General features: G+C 37.4%; 17 protein-coding genes and 1 riboswitch. Of the genes, 4 read left to right on the forward strand and 13 right to left on the reverse strand.

The genetic code is table 11. The features are described 5' to 3' along the window. Positions 1–12: 12 nt before the first annotated feature. A complete protein-coding gene (gene treP / locus SCI76_RS09270) occupies positions 13–1,476 on the reverse strand; it encodes a PTS system trehalose-specific EIIBC component (protein ID WP_168760397.1) in 1,464 nt (487 codons plus the stop codon). Positions 1,477–1,675: 199 nt separating this feature from the next. Here treP and SCI76_RS09275 point away from each other — a divergent pair, with 199 nt between their 5' ends. Beyond that, entirely contained in the window at positions 1,676–1,849 is a 174-nt protein-coding gene (locus SCI76_RS09275; protein WP_080754382.1) for a YvzF family protein, read from the forward strand. A 117-nt stretch (positions 1,850–1,966) separates the two neighbouring features. Then, positions 1,967–2,518 (forward strand): shikimate kinase, encoded by a 552-nt coding sequence (locus SCI76_RS09280; RefSeq protein WP_033578182.1) that lies wholly within the window; start codon positions 1,967–1,969, stop codon positions 2,516–2,518. 73 nt (positions 2,519–2,591) lie between these two features. Here the strand turns inward: SCI76_RS09280 and SCI76_RS09285 are convergent, their stop codons facing one another. Together SCI76_RS09285 and SCI76_RS09290 are read right to left on the reverse strand one after the other, a co-directional pair. Beyond that, positions 2,592–3,917: an NCS2 family permease gene (locus SCI76_RS09285; RefSeq protein WP_016763224.1), complete on the reverse strand. Its 1,326-nt coding sequence runs from the start codon at positions 3,915–3,917 to the stop codon at positions 2,592–2,594. A gap of 490 nt (positions 3,918–4,407) precedes the next feature. Further along, positions 4,408–5,751, reverse strand: coding sequence for a 5'-deoxyadenosine deaminase (locus tag SCI76_RS09290; protein ID WP_028412202.1), 1,344 nt, complete (start codon positions 5,749–5,751; stop codon positions 4,408–4,410). Between the two features lie 513 nt (positions 5,752–6,264). On the opposite strand from SCI76_RS09290, the gene SCI76_RS09295 reads away from it, so the two are divergent. Next, a complete protein-coding gene (locus tag SCI76_RS09295) occupies positions 6,265–6,843 on the forward strand; it encodes a YkoF family thiamine/hydroxymethylpyrimidine-binding protein (RefSeq protein WP_235907397.1) in 579 nt (192 codons plus the stop codon). A gap of 53 nt (positions 6,844–6,896) precedes the next feature. After that, a complete protein-coding gene (locus SCI76_RS09300) occupies positions 6,897–7,526 on the forward strand; it encodes a hypothetical protein (protein WP_034269729.1) in 630 nt (209 codons plus the stop codon). Between the two features lie 243 nt (positions 7,527–7,769). Beyond that, positions 7,770–7,869, reverse strand: a riboswitch (SAM riboswitch). 169 nt (positions 7,870–8,038) lie between these two features. On the opposite strand, the gene SCI76_RS09305 is transcribed toward SCI76_RS09300, so the two are convergent. From SCI76_RS09305 to SCI76_RS09350, 10 genes are all read right to left on the reverse strand, one after another. Beyond that, positions 8,039–9,358: an aspartate aminotransferase family protein gene (locus SCI76_RS09305; RefSeq protein ID WP_407545163.1), complete on the reverse strand. Its 1,320-nt coding sequence runs from the start codon at positions 9,356–9,358 to the stop codon at positions 8,039–8,041. 360 nt (positions 9,359–9,718) lie between these two features. Continuing rightward, positions 9,719–10,306 carry a histidine phosphatase family protein gene (locus SCI76_RS09310; RefSeq protein ID WP_034269720.1) on the reverse strand — a complete coding sequence of 196 codons (588 nt, stop codon included), beginning with the start codon at positions 10,304–10,306 and terminating at the stop codon, positions 9,719–9,721. 12 nt (positions 10,307–10,318) lie between these two features. Continuing rightward, a complete protein-coding gene (locus tag SCI76_RS09315; RefSeq protein ID WP_033578176.1) occupies positions 10,319–11,125 on the reverse strand; it encodes an alpha/beta fold hydrolase in 807 nt (268 codons plus the stop codon). A 36-nt stretch (positions 11,126–11,161) separates the two neighbouring features. After that, complete coding sequence (locus SCI76_RS09320; protein ID WP_014461362.1) at positions 11,162–11,536, reverse strand: DUF1992 domain-containing protein; 375 nt, start codon at positions 11,534–11,536, stop codon at positions 11,162–11,164. Between the two features lie 454 nt (positions 11,537–11,990). After that, the gene (locus SCI76_RS09325) at positions 11,991–14,867 is read right to left on the reverse strand and encodes an ATP-binding protein (RefSeq protein WP_108674414.1); all 2,877 of its coding nucleotides are present in this window, start codon (positions 14,865–14,867) and stop codon (positions 11,991–11,993) included. Beyond that, entirely contained in the window at positions 14,857–15,225 is a 369-nt protein-coding gene (locus SCI76_RS09330) for a response regulator transcription factor (RefSeq protein ID WP_028412195.1), read from the reverse strand. Before SCI76_RS09330 ends, SCI76_RS09325 begins: the two co-directional genes overlap by 11 nt. 2 nt (positions 15,226–15,227) lie before the next feature. Further along, entirely contained in the window at positions 15,228–18,476 is a 3,249-nt protein-coding gene (locus SCI76_RS09335; protein ID WP_407545164.1) for a hypothetical protein, read from the reverse strand. Continuing rightward, on the reverse strand, positions 18,473–19,882 hold the full coding sequence (locus tag SCI76_RS09340) for a glycosyltransferase (protein ID WP_033578173.1): 1,410 nt from the start codon (positions 19,880–19,882) through the stop codon (positions 18,473–18,475). The genes SCI76_RS09335 and SCI76_RS09340 overlap by 4 nt, the downstream gene beginning before the upstream one ends. Continuing rightward, positions 19,872–20,921 carry a HEAT repeat domain-containing protein gene (locus SCI76_RS09345; RefSeq protein ID WP_407545165.1) on the reverse strand — a complete coding sequence of 350 codons (1,050 nt, stop codon included), beginning with the start codon at positions 20,919–20,921 and terminating at the stop codon, positions 19,872–19,874. The genes SCI76_RS09340 and SCI76_RS09345 overlap by 11 nt, the downstream gene beginning before the upstream one ends. Then, positions 20,922–22,529, reverse strand: coding sequence for a response regulator (locus tag SCI76_RS09350; RefSeq protein ID WP_221833157.1), 1,608 nt, complete (start codon positions 22,527–22,529; stop codon positions 20,922–20,924). Positions 22,530–22,906 lie beyond the last annotated feature (377 nt).

Raw genomic sequence — 22,906 nt, forward strand, 5'->3', positions numbered from 1 at the left:
TAACACCACCATTTAATTCTTTGAATTATGTTGAAACGAGTCTGTACCCGCGACAGTTGATGTAACGGTTGATCTTTTCTGAAGCTTTCCAAGCGTTAACGTTAAAAGAAACGGCACTACGATTACGATTATCATTCCAATAATAAAAGGCGGCCAGCTCTGTGGAACAATTGATAATGGAGCAGGGATACCACCGATTCCCACCGATGCTGCTTTTACTCCGGCTACAGATATGACAACACCGGCAATAGCTGAACCAATCACTGCAGAAATAAAAGCAAATCTAAAACGCAAATTCACACCAAACATTGCAGGCTCCGTAATGCCAAGCCACGCTGAAATCCCTGACGTTAAAGACAATCCTTTTAATTTCTCATCATTTTTTGAAAGAATCATTATCGCAAAAGCCGCAGAGCCCTGTGCAATATTCGATAATGCTACCATTGGCCATAAGAACGTACTCCCTACGCTTCCAATCAGCTGTAAATCTACGGCCAAAAATGTATGGTGCATCCCTGTAATAACAAGAGGAGCGTATAAACCTCCATATACAAGCCCTCCAATAAATGGAGCCGTTTTAAACAGCCATACAACTGCATCTGTAATAACATTTCCTATTGCAAATGTAATTGGACCAATTACAATAAAAGCGAGAAACCCTGTTACTAAAAGAGCTACAGGTGCTACAATCAAAAGTTGAAATCCATCCGGTATGCGTTTTCGTAAGAATAATTCGATTTTTGCCAAGACGAATGAAGCGACTAATACGGGTAAAACCTGTCCTTGATAGCCTACTTTCTCAACATGCAGGCCAAATAAATTCCACGTATCAATACTTCCTTTTTTTAATGCTTCTCCGTAAGACCAAGCATTTAGCAAATCAGGATGTACAAGCATGAGCCCAAGGACAATTCCAAATAAAGGACTTCCTCCAAAACGCGTAACAGCTGACCATCCAATAAGAGCTGGCAAAAAGGCAAAAGCCGTATTCGCAATTAAATTAATCATGCTTGCGAAGTCTTTCCACTGTGTATGAACATCTACGATTGATTTATCATCGTAAAAAATTCCGGCTCCTGTTAGTACATTATTGATTCCCATCAATAAACCCGCGGTTACGATGGCCGGTAAAATAGGAATAAAAATGTCAGCTAATGTTTTTATTGCGCGCTGCAGCGGATTTAAGTTTTTAGCCGCTTCGTTTTTCACTTCTTCTTTTGATAGCTCGCCTATACCTGTAAGCGCCACCATTTCTTTATATACTTTATCCACCGTGCCTTGACCAATGACAACTTGAAACTGGCCGTTTGTAGAAAAAGATCCTTTTACTAATTCGTGCTCATCTAGCATACGTTGATTGACTTTACCTTCATCTTTTAAAACAAGTCGAAGGCGCGTTACACAGTGCGTTGCAGCAGAGATATTTTCTTTTCCGCCAACGGCTTCTACAATGCGTTCAACAGATTCTCGATTCATGTCTTTTCCCCCTTGTTTCCGCTTTCATTTCACTCCTATATCTCCTATCCCCCATATAAATCTCACCACAAACCTGTATATACAAGTTTTATGTTTTTATTCTAACCTGTATATACAAGTTCGTCAACAAAAATAAAATTACTTCTTTTTCATTTCATGATATAGTCAAAAAGCGAGGTGTATGGAAGGAGACATTACAATGCTGCAAGTAAGATTAATGGGAACACAAGAAGAAATTAATGAAGCAATCAAACAATTTGAACAGAACTACCATATAGAACATCAGTCAAAAGAATATACGCGAAGCGCTAATCCAAAATATGAGCACAAAAAAGATACTCGGGTGTATCTTTCTATGCATCCTAAAAAATAATTTCTTCTTTATTTCAGAGAAGAATAGTAGCTTTTACAAACTAAAGGATTTATATTATAATTTCAGTATTTACTATAACATCCGATTTGTATTTAAAAATCAGAAAGAGGCTTAAAAATGGCATATAACGACATATCTCTTAGAGAGAAAAGTATTGTGTTTATCGGCTTTATGGGGGTAGGAAAAACAACTATTGGAGAAATGGTTGCCAAAAAATTGTATAGAGATTTTGTTGATATAGATCAAGAAATCGAAAAAGAATTTAATATGCCTACTTCTCAGATTTTTAAAGAGCACGGTGAAACTTTCTTCAGACAAAAAGAAAAAGAAGTAATAAGTCGACTTTCACAGCAGCGCTTAAAAATCATTTCTTTAGGGGGAGGCGCTTTTTTACAAGAAGAAATTCAAGAGATTTGTTTATCTAACTGCATCGTATTCTTTTTAGATTTGTCTTGGGATTCTTGGAAAGAACGCATCAGTTTGATCATTGATAGCCGTCCTGTTTTACAAGGAAGAAGCTTAGAAGATATTGAAAAGCTATTTTACGACCGTCAAGCTATCTATTCAAACCACCATTCAAAAGTTGAAACTGATAATTTAGATATCGAAGAAGTAGCTAACTACATCGTTGATTCATTAAAAACAGCTTGGGATATTTATCAACCTTAATGAAATAAAGGTTTGTTCCCTCAACAAGCCTTTACAAAAAAGACGTAGCTTAATGCTACGTCTTTTTTCATTCCTAATGGGAACTCATATAAAAATTGATAAAAAAGGCAATGGTGATTACATACATCATCCAATGAATTTCGCGATGGCGTCCTGTAAACAGTTTAATCGCTGTGTATGAAATGAAGCCGAATGCTAACCCTTCTGCAATGCTGTAGGTTAACGGCATCATGACAATTGTTAAGAAAGCGGGAACAACTTCAGTGAAATCGTCGAAGTTAACGTTTCGAATGTCACTTAGCATAAGCGAACCAATAATAATGAGTGCTGGAGCAGTAGCAACGCTTGGGATAAATTGAATAAGCGGTGCAAAAAACAAGGTAAATATAAATAAGATGGCAACCGTTAATGCCTTTAAGCCGGTACGCCCTCCTTCTGCAATACCTGTTGCATTTTCAATATACGTATTTAGCGCAGTGCTTCCAAAAATAGCACTTGCCATTGTACCAATTGAATCTGCTGCAAGCGCGCGATTTAAACCTGGAATTTTACCGTTTTTATCTACTAAGTTTGCTTTTTTAGATAGTCCAATCAATGTCGCTAGCGTATCAAATAATTCTACGATGGTGAAAGAAAATACAACTGAAAAAATGCCGTAGGCAACTGCACCCTTTAAATCCATTTGAAAGAATGTTTCTCCAACGCTTGGCGGCGTAGCTGAAAAGACGTCTTTCAGAGAATGAGGAACTGCTTGTACTCCTACAATCATTGCTAATATTGTCGTAGCAAAAATACTTATAATAAGAGCACCTTTTACATTTTTAGCCATCAGTACAGCTGCTAATATCAGCCCAAAAATAGCAAGTAACGGGCCTTTATCCATGACATTTCCAAGCCCTACAAAAGTAGACTCGTTTGCCACAACTAATCCAGCGTTTTTCAAACCGATAAACGCAACAAAAAGACCAATTCCAACTGCTATTGAAGACTTTAATACGTTCGGAATGGCATCAATAATCTTTCCGCGTATTCCTGTTACCGTTAAAACAAAAAATAAGACCCCGGATATAAAAACTGCTCCAAGTGCCGTTTGCCATGACAATCCTTGTCCTAATACTACTGAATACGTAAAAAACGCATTTAAACCCATCCCTGGACCGGTTACAATCGGGAAGTTTGCCCATAGAGCCATCAGCAACGTACTAAATACAATGGCATAAATGGTAGCTGCAAGAGCCGCTTCTCGAGGGATACCCGCGTCAGACATGATAATGGGATTGACGATTACCATATAACTGACCGTCATAAAAGTTGTAAGTCCTGCTAGTATTTCTTGTTTTGGTGTTGTGTTGCGCTCTGATAGTTTAAACAAGCGCTCTAATATTCCGTTACGCTCCAACACGCGCGCCTCCCTACTTCTAAAAAAAAATAAAAAATCCTACCTATTCAAATGTCCTAAAAAGGACACGATTTAGGAGGATTTTACGTTTCAAAGTAAAATCTTTTGTCCTATTATAGTCTTAATTTGTAGATATGCAAAGGTGGAAAACGCTATCATTATAAAAATTTTTATCTTCCGTTAGTTTGGAATTTTGAAAATTTATTCCTCTTATCTTTTTAGTCTGTTGCAAGAGTACTCTTTTTACTCATTTATACAAAAAGAGATTGAGACATAACTAAATAAATCCATTCTAAAGACAAATAAATGGAATAATCGCAGGAATCTACGCCTTGTCCTTCAATCAACAGCTAGAAGCAACTAAACAGATGAAACCTACGTTCACCTTGACAACAAAAAACTCGAATTATTAATCAATAACTCCGATTAATAATTCGAGTTTTACTTTTGTTAAAATACTTTTATCCCAGCCTCTTCTTCGTTTTACATCTTACGAAATTAAAAGTGGAATTCTTTTTAAAAGACGATCTATCGAATGATTTGCCTCTTTCAGCACAATTCCTTGGTCAATGGTTTTTAACTGGCGATTCTCCATCACAATTTCACCGTCAACCATTGTTAGTTCTACATCTCCTCGCGTTGCTGAATACACAACTCTGGAAATAGGGTCTACGCCGTAAGATGGAAAAGTATGAAGCTGATTTAAATTTAAAATGGCAAGATCCGCTTTTTTCCCAACCTCTAAACTTCCGATTTCTTTTTCAAGCCCAACTGCTTTCGCTCCGCCGATTGTAGCCATTTCGAGCACGTGTTTTGCATTCATGGCTGTTGGTCCGTAAGAGGGTTTATGAATCGTAGCGGCCAGCCTCATTTCGTTGAACATATCCAAATTATTATTACAAGGAGCACCATCAGCGCCAAGGCTTAAAAATACACCTTGCTCTAATAAACTGGGCACATCTGCGATTCCCGATGCAAGTTTTAAGTTTGAGCCTGGGCAATGACTGACTTTTACTCCTTGATTCTTAATAATTTGCTTTTCTTGATCGTTTAGCCACACACAGTGCGCTAAAATAAGGCGCTCATTGGCTAATCCTAAATGGTCTAAGTACATGATATTTCTCATACCCGTTTCAGCTTCTACAATGCGAATTTCTTCTTGATTCTCAGAAGCATGAGTATGGACATGAACATTATAAGCAGCTGATAAATGGCTCACTTCACGCAGCAAATCTTCCGTACACGACAGCACAAATCTTGGGGAGAATGCGTATCGAATACGACCGTTATTTGAATTATGCCATTTTTCAAGCAGCTCTACACTTTCTTTAATCGAGTCAGCCGTTGTCTCCTGCAGAGCTTTTGGCAGATCGTCGCCTTTTTTATCCATCATTACTTTTCCTGCAAGAGCTCGGATTCCACTCTTAGATATAGCTTGAAAAGCAGAGTCCGTATGATGAACAGTTTCCATATCGACAATTGTTGTAGTCCCGCTTTGAATGAGTTCACCAATCCCTAACAGTGCTGAATAATAGATAGATTCTTCATCATGCGAAGCTTCAAGCGGCCATATTTTCTTCTTTAGCCAGTCTAGCAGCTCTAAATCATCTGCTTGCCCTCTAAAAAGAGTTTGACATAAATGAATATGAGTATGTATAAAGCCCGGCACAATCGTTTTATTTGCTGCGTCAATGACTTTATCTACCTTTTCCGGATGCAGATTTTTCCCGATGGCTGCAATACGATTTCCAACAATATAAAGGTCACCGTAAATAATATCATTCTTCTCATTCATCGTAATAATCTCTGCATTTTTAATTAATGTGTGCGTCATACCTTCTTTCCCCTCTTTCGTAACATCTATCTATTTCTAGCTCAAACCGAACACTAACATCTTCAAGCAATCTTTCTTACACTGGTCTTAAATATATATGGTGCATGCTCTGAGTTGAATAAGTGCAGGTAACCTCATGGGCGATAGAGACTTTGGGTAAAAAAAATTCCTAGCTGATTATACAGCTAGGAGGTTGGATTTATGATAAAATCCCAAGTCCCTTTTTCAAGAGGTTATACGAAATCGCAGGAGAATAATGTGATCTTGTATTTATAATATGGTGTTTTCAGTCTATATACCAGATTTTTGTCAGAAGTTCTAACATTGTTTTTTTATTCTTTTTCACTATGTGACTTTTCTTGACACCCTTAATTTTCATGTTATGCAATTTATTCTCGTTTCTTCTATGTAATATTTACTAAAAATAAAGAATCTATCTTCTGTTTCTATACAAAACAGAAAAGTTATTTTATGATTTGTATGATTAAAAAACTACAAATCTATATTTTAGGGGTGATTAACTTGGAAAAAATAAATGTTGGCTGTCGTTTTACGCTTTCCGTTATGAGCGATAACTTCATCGATATTATTTTAAGCGCACTAAACGAAGTGGATATGTCTAAAGTTCAGCGAAAAACGGACCGTGTTAGTACGTTTATTGAAGGAACTGCCAAAGACGTATTTGAAGTTGTACAGGCCATTTATAAAAGTGCTGGAAAATCAGAAAAGCATATTGTGCTGAATGCCACGTTTTCAACAGGGCGTCACGAAGAATATTTCGAAGAAAGAAAAATAAACTCAAAAGAAAACATGCCTTTAAACCAACAGCTTTGTGCTTCGTTCCCTGTATCCACTCAATTTTCTTTGTATCCATTAGATACGCCGCATTATGTAGACATCATCAAAAGCGGAATTGGCGCAGTTAAACAACAGGGAGTATTTGCCGAAACCGTGCCTTTTGCAACAGCTTTAGAAGGAGATGTGGACAAAGTATTCGCTTCTCTATACGAATGCTTTATGAAATCTGTACAGCAAGCTCGTGTCGTGATGACAGTTAATATGTCAGCACACAGCCCTTCTTCAAAACGATAAATTACTTCTTATCTATTTATAAAGATAGAGTACTAGAAAGGATTTATATGAATATGGCTACAAAAAGAACGTTTTTTGCTTTTTCCCTGATAGGTGCATTATTATGTCTATTAGTCGTACCAAACTCTGTTCAGGCTAGTGAAAAACCTGCTCATTTAACGGTTGCTTCTTACACGCAGTTCTTGAAAGGGCAAGGTGATAAAAGTTCACTGTATGAATTTTCAAAACTGTCGCGTCAACAAAAACAAAAAGTTGTACAATCACTAAGGGATCCATCTCTGTTCAAAATGGATATTGAAGAGAGCAGCGGCACGGTCGAAGCTGCAAGTACAGCAGCATACGGAGCAAAAACGGCTTCACCTTTATTCAAAACAGCAGCTTATACGGCTTCTTATAAAGCGGCTGGATTTACAACAACAAAACTAACGGTGTATGTAGATTATTACACAAAAAGCTCCTCAGTAACTTCAGTCAAAAGTGTACGAGGTGTGGTCACAAAAAACGTAAACCCCCTTGTGTCTATTTCAAAAAAGAGCTCAAAATCTTGGGTACAAAATAATCGAGCCTACGGGCGAATTGACTGGCAGTGGAAAGTTGCAGCTAAAAATGCTGGAATCAAAAGACAAACCGCTTATGGTACGGCTTCCGGCGCTTCTGGCGGATCTACAGCTACAGTCAATTGATAATGAGGAATAAACGATGAAAAAAATGATGTGGTGGATTATTGGTATTACGGCCGGGATGCTTTTACTAGGAACTCTGGTAGGTTATTTATCATTTTACAGCATATAAAAACAGCAGGTAATTTCACCTGCTGTTTTTTATCTAAATGTTATATTCTTGTCATAAAATTAAAACCTCCACTTACAGTGTCTAAGTGCCTGTAAGAAGAGGTTGGGATCACAATTGTTAGTAAGCCTGGTATCTTCTCATCTTTCAAGCACTGCTTGTGGGAGTTGGCACGGTTCTATAAAGTCCGTTGCCGAGGTTTCACAGGGCCTATCCCTCCGCCTCTCTTGATAAGAAGTTTGTCGAATTTTGTTGATAATTGTTGATAAGATAAATATTATGTTACATGCTGCACAAACAGATGTCAACTACTTTTCAGAAAATTGTTTTCCCTCTAAAACTATGATATCGCTACCATTACTATGACAACTAGGTTACAAATATATAAATTTTTTATATTTTTTTATTACGCTTTTACAGCTGACTTTTTCTCAAAAGAAGTAATAGCCTCATCTAGCATACGAATGCCGTCATCTATCTGTTCTTTTGTCACAGTAAGCGGAGGTACCATGCGAATAACTTCACTTGCATTTCCGCAAAAATAAAATAACACGCCTTTTTCTAAAGCTAAGTCCAAAATCTCGAATAAAGCGTCTCCATCTCCTTCTCTCGTATGCGGATTAACAATTTCAATTCCAATCATAAGTCCTAAACCACGGATATCTCCAATAACTGAATATTTTTCCTTTAAAAGATGCAGCTTTTCTAATGCATAAGCGCCCATTTTTTTCGTGTTATCCAGCAGCTGTTCTTCTTTCATCACTTCAAGAGTTGCAAGAGCTGCTGAACATCCGATAGGATTCCCACCAAATGTTGTACTATGTGTGCCAAGAGGCCACTGCTTCATTAATTCTTGAGAAGCTACCGTTGCGCTAAGCGGAATTCCAGAAGCAATTCCTTTTGCTATAGCCATAATATCTGGTACAACATCAAACGTTTGGCCAGCAAACCATTCGCCGGTACGGCCAAACCCTGTTTGCACTTCATCGAAAATAAGTAATATTCCGTGACGATCACAAATCTCTCTTAACTTCTTCATCCAACTTTTCGGAGGGATAATATAGCCGCCTTCGCCTAATACTGGTTCCAAAATAACTGCAGCCACTTCTTCAGGCGTGACTTGGTGCTTAAAGAGTATTTCAAAATCTTTTTCAAGCTTTTCAGTAAAGTATACATCGCTGTCTAGCTCCGCAGAGCACTCTTTTGGATTGGCATATGGAAGTTGATACGTCAGTCCCGAAGGCTGCTGAAATTGTCTATATTTGCTTTTCGATGTTGTAACACTTAAAGCTCCCATCGAACGGCCATGAAAACACCCTAAAAAAGAAATAACATACGGACGCTTTGTAACATGTCTCGCTAATTTTAAGGCTCCTTCAATTGCTTCTGTGCCACTATTTCCAAAGAAAAAGCAGTCTAAATTGCCCGGCGTTACTTTTCCTAACTCATCGGCTAACTTTAATATCGATTCGTACATAATGACACCTGAGGGACCGTGCAATAATTGATCTGCTCCGTCTTTGATTGCTTTTACTACTTTCGGATGTCTGTGTCCTACATTTGTCGTAGCGATTCCGGAAGTAAAATCGAGATATTCTTTACCATCCAATCCATAATAATAGCATCCTTCTTCTTTCACAACGGGCAGATTCGGATGATCTTTAGCCATTGTCGGTGCTAGCAATTCAGGCATTCTTTCAAATAAGTGACTCCAATCTTTAGACATACTACATCCTCCTTGAAATTATACAAATCAATTAATCTTATTCCGAAATATAGTTACTTATTAAACAATATTAGGAAATCCAGTTATACTAAACGCTTTAATAGAATAGTAATAAAACTTATTTTACTATGCATTTTTATTAAAATCAATTGTATAAATATTTATATATAAAATTAATATGCGGGGTCTCATCCCTTCCGCTTTTCCCATAGGAGTCTTCGCCTTTCCCTCCAATCAACAGCCAGAAGTACTTACATATATGAAACCTGCGTTCACCATAACCATAAAAAAATCCGAACGATTAATCGTTCGGATCCTCCCTCAACTAAAATACTACTGTCACAGCCTCTTTAAGTATATTTATTCAAGATGTTTGGCATCATTGATTGTTTCAAGACGCCATTTTCCACTTTCATAAGCAAAAGTTGTAATCGATGTATTTTGTAAAATAGTAGTCCCTGTTCCTTGTTCTCCGCTTGTTACATGATGAATGAATGTATTAATTGCCGCCCCGTGACTAACAACTGCTACTTTCTTTCCAATAGACTCCTTCATAATTTCCGTTAAACGCCGAACCATCCGTTCTTGAGCGGCTTCGAGTGTTTCAATATTATATAAAGGTTCTTCTCCCCAATTTGTCGCATAGTTTGGCACAAGATCATGCAGAACTTCTACGTTCTTTGATTCTAATTCTCCAAAAGAGCGCTCGCGCAGCTGCTCACAAACCTCGACTTTCTCTACTTTAGCGACTGCGGCAATTTTCCTAGCCGTCTCCTGAGCACGAAGCAAATCGCTTGTGTAGACTACATCAATATGGATATCTTTAAAACGTTCCGCTACGCGTTTGGCTTGTTGCTTTCCTGTTTCGTTGAGCGGAATATCAGCATGCCCTTGAATAAGTTTGTTTTTATTCCAATCTGTTTGGCCGTGTCTAATTAAGTAAAGCATTGTAATCCCCCTTTAATCTCGTTTTAAAAATTGATAAACAGCTTTATCAACCTCTGAGCTTTCATGTAAATCCGAATGTGCTTCATGAAACGTTTGGAGATGAATGTGTTCGGTAAACTCTTGCAGTCCGTATGCACTTTCTACTGTTACCACTCCATCTGTCTTATCTCCCACATCTCCTGCTCCTGAAAAAACGTCGATCTCTTTTGAGAAATCTTGACGACTTTCGTATAGCTTGTTTAACGCTATAGAGTGAAAAGCTAAATCACGAGCCCCCATAGATTCAATATGATTGCGTGCATGAGGATACATCTCCATTAATTCCTGATAATCTAATCCTTGAATCGGCGATCCTAACGTAACTAACTTTTGAATATATTGAGGGTTAGCCAAACTAACTGCTGCTGCTGTTACTCCTCCCATACTATGTCCAACTAAATCAACAGAAGATGCTTTATATGTATCACGTACATCTTGCATAATAGCTTCAATCCATTTTTGCTGCTGTGCAATACTGGCATCTGGCTTTTTAAAGACGATATGAATAAGCGGGAGTTTTCCCTCTTTTGCTTTCATAATGTGCTTCCACTGAATAGCTCCATCTTTTTGAACGACGCAGTAAGCTACTTTAGTTCCCCATCCGTTTTGTTCAAATCGTTTAATCATTTTTCCTAAGCTTTTTTGACTGCCTAAATAGCCATGAATAAATAAAACCGGCACATTTTTCGATTGGGCGCCTCGTTTTATTTGTGGGGCAAAAATATAAAAACAAAGCGAAATAAATAATATGATACTAATCAATAAAATTAACAGCCGCAAGTTCTCACCCTCCGATCGTCTCGTCTATTACACTCATTAATAAAAAAATTTGGAGTAAATTTTATTCTGATACGTCCTGTAAGCTGCAGAACTTGTCATCTTTTTCTTGTCAACGAGCTGCTCAAAGCGCAAACGCTTTTCCGTAAGCATCTCTGTTAGCCTTTGTTCTTCATTAGCATCCGTGCATATAGAAATCAATTCTTCTATTGTAGCCATATCTCGTTTTAGCTCTTGTTCATCACTTATCATATTTGCATTTTTTAACATCCTATACGCTTGGCGCAGTTCTTCAGGTATATGTGATAAATCTTCTAACTTTAATGGTTTTCCTTCCCCAGGCAGCTTATCAAAGTCACCGTCTTTTATTGCTTGTCTAATTCTTTCTTCAGCAATTATATACGCAATATCCAAGGAAAGACCTCCTTTAAGAAAATATAAAATTCAATCTTACCTTCTATATAAAAGATGTATAAAAAACACAGCTTTTATAACCGTATTTTTTATTATACTATGATTATAAAAATTGAACTACCTTCACTTCTTGGAGAGACTATCCTCCCTTTGTGAAATCGTTTCTAGAGCTTCACTCCTTTCACTATCAAACTTTCTTGAGCAGTTTGTTAACGAGCTGAAATTCAATAAACGATTCTGCATGAGGTTTTGTTATCTTATCTTACTATATTTATACAAAAAAGCCTCCTTACGCATGTAAGGAGGTGGAAAAAGGTAATTCTAAGGTCATCATGTTATGCCTACTTTCTATAAAACCACATTTTGATAGCGTTTTCAATGTTTTTTTATTACTTTACTAATTTTCTTTTCGTTTAATGAGACTCCGTACATATAACGAAGCCTCACCAAATTTCTACTCTTCTTTATCTGATGGAATCATAATTTCTCCTTCATGCTCTTGTTTTTTCAAAAGCAGCTGGAGAATCGTTTTAGATAATTTACTAGGCTGATAGGGTTTAATCAGAAACTCACACACTCCAAGCTCTAATCCTTTGCTTCTTTCGTCTAAAGCAGATGAGATTAAGATAGGAATTTTTTCTGTCTCTGTATTTTCTTTGAGATGCCTTAAAACATCCCAGCCGTCTAACTTATTTTCTCCTAGCATGATATCTAGAACAACCACTTCAGGCTTTTGCTGATGAATAGAGTTTAATGCGTCTTCTCCGTTATTAAAATACCGAACGTGAAAGCCGCTTTCTTTTAATTCTACCTGTAAAAGCGTCGCTAAACTTTTATCATCTTCTACAATCACTACGCTTTTACGGTTATCATTCGCACTTATCATCATTTCTTCATCGTACTGAACTTCATGTAGAAGCGGGAGAACAACCGTGAATGTTGTTCCTTTTTTCCATTCTGATTGTACAGTAATGTCTCCACCATGAGCTTTTACAATTTCTTTTACAATTGCTAACCCTAGACCCGTTCCGCCAATTTTGCGCATATCGGAGTTATCTACTCTGTAGAATTTGGTAAACAAATGTCCTAGCGCTTCACTTGGTATACCAATTCCTTCATCTTGAATATCAATATAAACAGCGTGTTCCTTTTGATACACTTTAACTGTAACGTTCCCTCCATCAGGCGAATATTTTACTGCATTGCTAATTACATTATTAAACAATTGCAGAAGCTTATCTTTATCTCCCATTACTGTAAAATGCTCTTGATCGGAAATCATATCAAATTCATGCTTACTTGTTTGTATGTTCTGGACCTCAATCACCTGCTTAATAAGCGGCAGAATGTCTTGATACTTTTTATCGTAGGTTTGTTTCCCCGCTTCCATTCTTTGGACATCCAAAAAATCGTTGATTAAAGAAGTTAACCGCTGTGCTTCCTGATAAATAGTAGTTAAATACTTCTTCTGTCTTTCTTCTTTCAATGTTTTGTTTAGCATAAGCTCAGTGAACCCTAATACACTTGCTAAAGGTGTGCGCAGCTCGTGACTCACAGTGCTTACAAATTCCGACTTCATCTGATCAACTTCAAATTCTTTCGTAATATCACGATGAACGAACAATACGCCAAACATCTGACGGTTTCGATATACGTATTCGCTATAAACTTTTATAACTTTTCGCTTACCTTCCGTATGCAGATAATAAACAAAAGACTTTTCTACTTGCTCTCCCTTACAAATGGCTTTAACGTATTGTCTTAGCTCCTCTATATTTTCGACTTTTTGAGAGAGAGCATCTAGCCATTGATCACGAGAAAGCTGAAGAAGCCCGCTTTGATGCTCATATTGAAACAATTCGCTAGTCTTCGTATTCACTTGTAGAATCGTACCGCTTGTATCTACAAGCTGCATTCCTTCTTGAATCGAATTTAAAATATCTTGAGATAGCAGTCTGTCATGCTCAGACTCTTCGTAAATATAAATTTTTTCAAGAGCAATCGTAATTTGTTTGGCCAATATTTCAAATGTCTGTAATTCATGTTCTGTGTATTCATCCGCGTAGCGGCTGTAAAACATATAGGCTAGCATATCTCCCTGTGAAGACAGCACCGGTACGATAACATCATACAAATAAAACGTTTGCCGGTGATATAGGCGCTCATGTTCTATACACTCTCTTTTTACTACCATACATTTTTTCGTCTTTTGCACATGATCAATGTAATTATTATGAAGGTTTTCCATCATCTGTTTAACACTTGATGAAGATAGACCAAATGAAGCATGTGTCTTTTCATCGGTTAGCATAATAAAACCGTGATCAGCTTTCATCACCCGGCTCATGTTTGTGACAGCACTCGTGAGAACTTCTTGCTTGTGAAGAGAATTTGTTAGTCCATGCACAAATAAATTGCGCAATTCTAACTCGCCTTCTCGTTCCTTTGTCAATTCCAATGCGTGCTGAAGTTCATCTTGCTGACTGTGCAACTCATCTTGCTGTGCAATCAGCTCTTCATTTTGAGCCGTTAACTCCTGTTCGTTATTTTGCAAAGTCGATACCATTTTGTAAAAGGCCTGAGATAGCATACCGATTTCATCTCTTCTATGTTCATCAAATGTCATAGGCATTTCTTTTCCCGCAGCAATTTCGCTTGCCGTATATGCTAGCTGACTCAGTGGCTTTACAAACTTATTTAGCAATACCCGTGTAAGCAATAATAAAATGACCACTGTAAACGCTAAAAATAAAATAAAGAACGTTTGACTTTTCTGCATGTCACTCGACGTGTCATCGTACTGTGTATTTAAGTCTTTAGTTAATTCATTTTGGTAGTCATCAAGTTCTTTTTGCATTTGTTCTATTGATTTAGAAGCAGCCTTCCGCTCAGGACTAGAGCGGACTCCTTCAATGCCTTTTTTGTCGTAAATATCTTTAAAATAAGGAAGCGTTTGATTAAAATACGTGTTTAGCATCACCGTCGCTTCATTTACAAACGTACGTTCACGTCTATCTGCCGCTAGACCTGAAAGTCGATCAAGATTTTCTTCGATACTTTTTTGCTGACTTGCAGCCTCGTTATACATATCCTCTGAATCAAATGCAATAAACCCACGAGCCTGCAAAAAAGCTCTGTTCATTGATTTATCAATTGTAGATAGCAGCTGTGCCTTTTCCCGTACTTGTGCCCTGTACTGGGCATAATCAGCTGTAATTTCTTTTTGCCGTACAACAAGTACAGTTGAACCCGCCGCAAAAGCAAGTAAAAGGATACTTGCTAAGAAGATGAACTGGGTTGAGATACTTTTTCGTTTTAGTTTATTGTTCATCTAAAATTTCCTCAACACGTTCGGCTAGCAATAGGGGACTAAACGGTTTAGACATAAAATACGCAGCCCCTGCTTCTAACACTCGGCTTTGATCAGCAGCTTGATTCTTAGCTGAAAGCATCAATACTTTTGTATGGCGCTTATCTTTCATTTCTTTCAGCTGCTGAATGACTTCAAGCCCGGTGAACACGGGCATCATATAATCCAAAATAATTAAGTCAAAATCACGTTCTTTAATAAACTCCAACGCTTCTTCGCCGTTTTCTGCTTCCGTCACTTCATGTCCTTCATCTTCAAGCGTATCTACCACTAACATACGAAGCACTTCTTCATCTTCCGCTAATAAAATTTTTGCCATTGTTATTCCTCCGCTTGTAGTCGTCCATACGTTTTTCGCAATATGAAGTAGGACGGCTTTATTCGTTCGTGAAAAGTTGGATACTCCCAATTTTTCCCCTTGTATAAGTAAAAATCTTTTAATAAAAGTTCTCCTTTTTTCTGAGTCGGAAACGTATCTTCCACGTCATTGCTCTTCTTATTAACAGCTACGACTCCCACTTGAATTCCTTTCATTTTCTCGCTGGATTCTAATCCTTTTTTGGACCAAATATCTCCCATTATTTCTTTTTGACTCGGGTCTTTTACATTTAAAAGCGCCCAAGGAATGCGAAGTTCAGCAATTCCATTTGATTCATTCACTTTAAAATCTGCCAGCGAATCAAATGAAGAAGAGTTAGGATCGCTGTTTCCTTCTTGGAGCTTCCCAGTTTCATAGGCGTCAAAAGGAATGGTTCTCTTGTTTTTCCCCTCTCCAATCGCTAACTCTTTGTTAAGGGCGAGCCTGATTGGATTAAACATGCCGTTATCTTTTGTATCGGTTCCTTTTACAGATGGAATCATTTGAAGCTGATGGGCATACGAAAAATAATACGTATCGTAATAGCTGTCTATCCACAAGTGACTGTCTTCTTTCCCGTTTAATTCTGCTACAAAATCAATTCCTTTTGTTTTTAAAGAAGGAATTTGAGGAATCTTTGACTGTCCCTGATTGTTAATTGTGTTAAACAAGAAATAAAGCTTTTGATCTTCCAGCTCTTTTGCACTCACGTGTAGATATAGATAACCTTCATCACTTGTAATGTTCAATGCTTTTAACTTCTTAGACGGCTTATATACCGACTCGCTGTTCAGCTTTTTCCAATCATCTGATTTGCCGTCTACTTTGACTTTCAGCTTTGTTCCTGGATCAAAACTCAACAGGCCAAAATGCTGTTCTCCCGTTTGCAAATTCGTCCAAAATGGCCTGCGGTTCGGATTGTCGTACTCCATCGTATTCCACGTTCGCTTAAACCATTCATCTTGCCATGTAAAGACCATACCGCCAGCCATTTTTTCTTCAACAATATCTTCGTACAAGCGTGACAGAATCTTTCCTTGTTCTTGTTCCGTATGAAAGCCTTGATCCCATCCGTATACGTTTCTATGGGTGAGTCCTCGCGAAGCTGGAATGCCAAATTCAGCAACAAGCACGGGCATATGATGAACTTCTTTCATATTTTGCAAATAACCTGCGTAGTTATTTTTCTCTCCTCGATGATCGCGATAAGCGAGATAACGAGGTTCATAGTTTAAGAAATCAGGATAGTAAGGATAAATATGATAAGAAGCAAATAATCCCGGCTCAAATTTTTTAGTTGTGTGAATTAAATTAGGATTAACAGACACTTTATCTTCGTCTTCAGAAGGCTCATATGGATGAGTTAATAAATCCGTCGTCACCCAGTTCGTAAAGCTCATAGGCCGCTGCCAATCATATTTATCCTGCTCATAGGAAATTGTTTTTTCCATAAGCTGCGCAAGCCAAATTTCAAAGGGATTGCCTTTTTCCGTATAGATGTACTTCCCTTTAAAATCTTTCATTCCTTTATGTTTTTCATTTGTCGAAAGGGCTACCGTGGGATCCCATTCAACTCCTATAATCCAGCCTAAAACATAAGGAGACACGTCTGCTGTATACGTTCCGCTTGCATGTCCCGTCCGTTTTGGCAGTGTTGCATTTCCATGAATAACGTTTACAATCCTTTTCATTTCAGCTTCAAATTCTTTTGTATTTTCCTTTGCAAAAGCATCTTGTGAATCATAGAAAACTTCTTCATTCACCCATACTCCATGAAAAAGATAAATGGGTTCTTTGGCTTTTTGGTTATACTCAGCAAGCGCTTCATAAAAGCCGGGAGGGTGAATGGTGTATACGCGGATTGAGTTTGCATTCATCTTGCCAATTTCTTTAAACCAGCGCAAATATTCTTCTTTCGAAATAGCGGTCTCACCAGGGAAATGGCCTGGCTTACTAATGCCCATATTTACTCCTTTAATCAGCAAATCTTTCCACTTGCCGTTTTGATAAACTTGCAAATAATCTTTTCCTACTTTCCCTGCTACTTTACGGTCAGTATCTTCATAGATTTCCATATTTTCATTAAAAGTAACAGAAGCAGGCTGCGATGCATGTTGCTGTTGATCTATAATCTTATTCATAAGAGACAGATAAACAGTCCAGTAAAAAGAAGACTCATCTTCTTTTCCGATTTTCTCTGTCCATTTCTTCCACACCGGGTAAAAAGAGGTTTGATAAATGGAAGGTACTTCTCCTTGATCTGCAAAATCTCCTGCAAAGTAATAAGTATCATATCGCTCTTTATTATGATGAACGACTGCTGGTATGGACAAAGGAATACCATTTTTCTTTAGCTTGTTTTTTCCTTCAGAATCCAAGTGAAAGACAAACTGAGCCTGCACATCACTTTTTTGCTGGGGCGTAATGACGTCAAACCAATATTGATAAGCAGATTCATCCTGTAAATTCAATGTTTTTTTTCCTTGTTTTGTATATTGAAACCATACTGGATTTTCTTTTAATTCTTTTTCTGTTATAATAACGAGCTTATTGGATTCATTAACAAACAGTAAGCCTTTGCCCGTAAGGTTCCACTCTTTGTTGTACTGCTTTTTGTAAGCACTTTTCACCCAAGCAGGAACTTCTTCACTGCCGAATTCATCAAAATAGCGACCAATCCAGCCGGACCACGTAACATTGTACAATTCATACAGTTCTTTGCGAACGTCTAGAGAAGTAGGACTTCCAAATGTATTAAACTCTCCAATCAGCGTTTTTGTACGTCCATTCAGTGCTTTCTTAACGTAGCTCACGTCTTCAGAAGTCATGCCGCCATACACCAGCTGAGAACGATCTCCTCTTTTAGCTTTTACGCCTAAATCTTCTTTGTATACGCCATACGTGTCCGTGATATAAATCATATCTGCAGAGTTTGTTTTTGGCAGAGATTTAATGCTGTATGTTTTATCTCCATTCGGATAAAACCCTGCATAATCTTTTGAGATTTCATAAGGCTTCCCGTCTTTGCGTACTTTCGCTTGATTCAGCATCCACATTAAGCCCTGATGCTCTCGAAACGTTTGATCTGGCACTGTTTTATCAATGACAAGCATATTCAAATCAGTTGGTTTCTTTAGCTGCCAAATAAGAAATGGCGAAGCCGTTACTGCCATAACCAAAATAATGCCGCCGATTAATAACCATTTTTTCATTGTGAAACTCCTTTTCGCTGCATGTCTCCCCAGCCTTTTTTATTGCGAATAACGTCCAACAATCCATGACAGCGCCATATAACAGTTAGAGGGCGATACCAAAAGGATTCAGTCAGGGAGAAGACAAACAGCTTAGCGATATCAGATACTTTTGGATATTTGCGAAGGCTCCACTCTTCTAGCAAAACGGCCGCCATCGAATAAAGAGAACCATATACAACCATTAAGAGAAAAAGCAAATACGCAAATTCTACATAAATCCCGCCTACAACTAGAGAAATAACAATAAACAAATAGCCTAACATTTCCATGACCGGCCCGATTAGTTCAATAAACACAAAATAAGGCATAGAAATCATTCCGATACTTCCGTATTTCGGATTAAACAGCATCTCTTTATGCTTCCAAAGACTATCAAATAAACCGCGGTGCCAGCGGTTTCGCTGTCTTCGCAAATATTTGATTTCATCAGGTGCCTCTGTCCAGCATACGGGATCTGGAATATAAACAATTTGATTGTTGGCTTTTTTCTGTTTAATCAGTCGGTGGAGGCGAACAACAAGCTCCATGTCTTCGCCGACTGTATGAGAATAACCCCCAGCTTCAATCACCCAGCGTTTAGAAAATACGCCAAATGCTCCTGACACAATAAGTAATAAATTATGGCGACTGAGACCAATGCGCCCCATAAGAAAGGCACGTAAATATTCAATAATCTGCATCACAACAAGCGGCTGCGTATCAAGTCCAATCGATACGACCGCACCGTTTTCGATTTTACATCCGTTTGCAATTCGAATACTTCCTCCTGAAGCAATTACTTCTCCGTCTGAATCAATAATTGGCTTCATAACTTTTAAAAAAGCGTCTCTTTCCAACACTGAATCACCATCGATCGAACAAAAATAAGGATAGTTGGATAAATTAATTCCTGCATTTAATGCATCTGACTTTCCTCCATTTTGTTTATCGACTACATATAAATAATCGTATAATTTAGAACGATATACAGCTTTTACTTCTTTCGTCTCCACTTGCTTTCTCACAACTCGATTCATTTTCACAAGAGAAAACTCTTCGATGAGCTTTTCTAACGTATCATCTGAAGATCCATCATTTACTACAATTACTTCATATTCCGGATATTCAATTCCAAGCAGCGAACGCACGCTTCCAATAATCCCGACAGATTCGTTATAAGCGGGAACTAATATAGATAACGGCGTTGTATAGCTAACCGCAAGCAAATCTTCATAAGGTTCTTCATCATTTAATTGATATTGCTTTCGCAGTTGAAAAGCAGAGATGATAAACATCATAAAATAAAAACAAAGCACAAAAATCATATAAGCAAATACAGCCCATCCGCAAACGGACAAAAAAAGATGCCAAACACTATTCCACAACCGTAATTCCTCCCTTTTCAAGCCATTCTGCTGCCATATCTTTCGAAAACTTGTCATCAGTCGTTTCATATACATGAACTAAGTATTCTGTACCCGTTGGGATTTTCATCATTGACTGAGCAGCATTCGAACGCACAAGAAAATGAGAATCTTTCAGCGACTGCTCGAGAAGTGACAATCCCTTCTCATCTCTCGTTTTGCCTACTAGTTTGGTAGCCATCATTCTCTCTTGCCACATATCTGATTGAAGATGTTTCGTGAGCTCCTCTACTTTTAATGGAAAAGATAAAGCGTTAAGTGATTTCAACGAACGAATTCGCAGTTCTTCTGATGAACTTTTCATGTGCATTTTTAAGAAATCGATATACTCTAACTTATGATTGATACCGATCATATCGATAAGTGGCAGCTGAATTTCTTCTTGCAGGTCTTCAAATTTATTAATAAATTGCTGAAACTGCTCACTGTTCATAGTTCCAAACAAAGAGCGGTACATAAATTCAGACAGCGGTTTTGAGGCATTCGTCATGTATATAACAAACTCAGGACGGTTTAGCTTAACTAAAATCTTTAAAATTTGATTTTTTTCAGCCGCTGTACTATTTTTTTTCTCATACATTTCTACTAATTGGTCTGTTAGCGTAGTTAGACCAAAGTCTTCAATAGCATAAAGGGCATTCATTCTGACACTCCACCTAGAATGATGCAGCTCTTTTTTATATTTGGGTGTAAAAACCTTCTCCGCATAGAGCGTGATGTTATTTCGAATGTCATCACCTTGCACAGCTGCAGAAAAACCGCTCAATAGTTCCTCTACACCCGCCAGCTCTATTTTATTTTTAGGCTCTATCCGATGTTCTTCATCTTTTCTGTATAAATAAATAAAAAGAGATTCTTTTATACTATCTTTATAGGATTCTACTTTTGTCCGGAAAGCGTTTAAACGCGCTTTTTGAATAAGTAAATAACTTAGAAAACAAACCAACAGCAATAGCAATCCGCCAAATAAGGCATATACCACTTGAATTGACATCCCCATTTATTTCACCTTCTTCATTAAATGACGTACGCGCGCTTCAAGCTCCATTAACTTAAATGGCTTTGTCATGTAATCGTCTGCCCCAAGTTCTAATGCTCTTTGAATATCTTGTTCGCTGTTTCGTGATGTAAGCATAATAACCGTGTACTGATCGTGACGTTTCTGCTGCCTTAATTTTTGCAGCACTTCTAAGCCATCCATCTTAGGCATCATTCCATCTAAAATAACAAAGTAGTGATCGCTAGAGTGAATCCATTGGGACTCCAAAAACTCGATGCCGTCTTTAAACACTTCTATTTTCACTTCATAACGATCTCCTACATCAATCTTACTCAAAAGCTCTTTCAGCATCGTTCGAATGATAGAATCATCATCAATAATAGCCATACGAAGCGTTCGCTTTTTAACCAGCTTGCTTTGAGAAGAAGCTACAATTTTTTGACGTCCTGATTCCTTCGCTATATATAATGCTTCATCAGCTTGATGAAGCGCTTTTTCTAACGGCCATTCATTGTTATGAACTTCTACAACTCCGCCGGAAAAGCTGCAATAAAACGAATTGCTTTGATGTGTGAACACTTTTTTCACAAAGGAATCCAACAGTCTATTTAATACTGTTTCTGCCTCTTTTATATTGGTTTTTGGCAGTAAAAGAATAAATTCTTCGCCTCCATATCTAAAAATGTGATCTGTTGGACGAATTTCATGCTTCATATACTCTACAAATGCTTGCAGCACGCGGTCTCCCATAAGATGTCCATACTGATCATTTATTCTTTTAAAGAAATCTAAATCTAAAATCGCTAAACAAAAAGGATCTTTTAAGCGGTCGTAGCTGGATAACTGCTGACTGTAGATTTCTTTTAAATACGTTCGGTTATAGGCTCCTGTTAATTCATCAAACATTAAATAGGAGTTAAACATTTGCTTTCGTTCAATATGGTGACCAATTCGAAGTAGACTTTCTTCCAAATCGAAAGGTTTAACAAGGAAGTCATCGGCCCCTAATTTAAAAGCCTTCAAACGCGTCTCTCTTTGATTATCAACGCTCATCATGACAATCGGAACGAACAGTTGCTTTGTTTTATCGCGTAAAAATGAAAGAATGTCAAAGCCTGTACAGTCTTTCATATGTACATCAACAACAAAACAATCCGGCTTTAATTCGTAAAAAGCTGTAATAGCTTTTTCTTTAGATGCAGTTGCTAATACGTACCATCCCTGCTTTTCAAACTGTTCTTTTAAATACATCAGCATTGAAAGATCGTCATCAACAAGTAAAATATTAGCTGTTTGTTCACTTATTTCTATCGGTTTATTTATATCTTCTGCGGATTGAATTTCATCTTGATAACAAATTTTAATAATATCTAATAAAAAAGTATTCAACTCCCTGTAATCCCAGATTTTTTTCTGTTTTTTTTCAACAGCTTCCATTAACGCGCGGGAACGATCTCCTAAATAATGCAGTCCAATAGTCGCAGACGTTCCAGAAATTGAATGCAAAAAGCGGTACACCTCTTCATGAGGTATTTCTTTATTTTGATCAGTCCACTCTTGCAGCTGCTTACGCACATTAGCTAATAATGCAATTTGATATTTATCCATCTTATACACCCTTTGTTCGATATAGTTAACACTTACCCCATATTACTCCATCCATTTTTCTATAATATTTTGTAAGTAAATGAAATATTTTCTTACTTTTATTTTAAGTATGTTTTTTCCAAATGAAAAGCAATTCCTTTTTAACCATACTTTTCCTCCAATGATTTTACTTTAAAACGATTCTTTTTTCACTTATTATTTTTCTTTCCAGATAAGTAAAATGTCCTGTTATCTTCTTTACAAATAGACCTGCAACCTTATTGACAAAATTAATGAGTCTTTGTTACCCTTATACACGTTGTAAAAAATTTAAAAGTGAATGTTAAGGAAAGCAGCCGTTTTGATGAACGATCAATCAAATCAGGTTCTTTCCTTTT

This window comes from Priestia sp. HNGD-A6 (genome assembly GCF_045784335.1).
Lineage (GTDB): Bacteria > Bacillota > Bacilli > Bacillales > Bacillaceae_H > Priestia > Priestia zanthoxyli.

Excerpts from the sequence above, each read along its gene's own strand:
- SCI76_RS09350 (WP_221833157.1), bottom strand. The coding sequence starts at position 22,529 with ATGGATAAATATCAAATTGCATTATTAGCTAATGTGCGTAAGCAGCTG.
- SCI76_RS09290 (WP_028412202.1), bottom strand. The coding sequence starts at position 5,751 with ATGACGCACACATTAATTAAAAATGCAGAGATTATTACGATGAATGAG.
- SCI76_RS09300 (WP_034269729.1), top strand. The coding sequence starts at position 6,897 with ATGGCTACAAAAAGAACGTTTTTTGCTTTTTCCCTGATAGGTGCATTA.
- SCI76_RS09275 (WP_080754382.1), top strand. The coding sequence starts at position 1,676 with ATGCTGCAAGTAAGATTAATGGGAACACAAGAAGAAATTAATGAAGCA.
- SCI76_RS09345 (WP_407545165.1), bottom strand. The coding sequence starts at position 20,921 with ATGGGGATGTCAATTCAAGTGGTATATGCCTTATTTGGCGGATTGCTA.
- SCI76_RS09310 (WP_034269720.1), bottom strand. The coding sequence starts at position 10,306 with ATGCTTTACTTAATTAGACACGGCCAAACAGATTGGAATAAAAACAAA.
- SCI76_RS09335 (WP_407545164.1), bottom strand. The coding sequence starts at position 18,476 with ATGAAAAAATGGTTATTAATCGGCGGCATTATTTTGGTTATGGCAGTA.
- SCI76_RS09305 (WP_407545163.1), bottom strand. The coding sequence starts at position 9,358 with ATGTCTAAAGATTGGAGTCACTTATTTGAAAGAATGCCTGAATTGCTA.
- SCI76_RS09330 (WP_028412195.1), bottom strand. The coding sequence starts at position 15,225 with ATGGCAAAAATTTTATTAGCGGAAGATGAAGAAGTGCTTCGTATGTTA.
- treP (WP_168760397.1), bottom strand. The coding sequence starts at position 1,476 with ATGAATCGAGAATCTGTTGAACGCATTGTAGAAGCCGTTGGCGGAAAA.
- SCI76_RS09280 (WP_033578182.1), top strand. The coding sequence starts at position 1,967 with ATGGCATATAACGACATATCTCTTAGAGAGAAAAGTATTGTGTTTATC.
- SCI76_RS09325 (WP_108674414.1), bottom strand. The coding sequence starts at position 14,867 with ATGAACAATAAACTAAAACGAAAAAGTATCTCAACCCAGTTCATCTTC.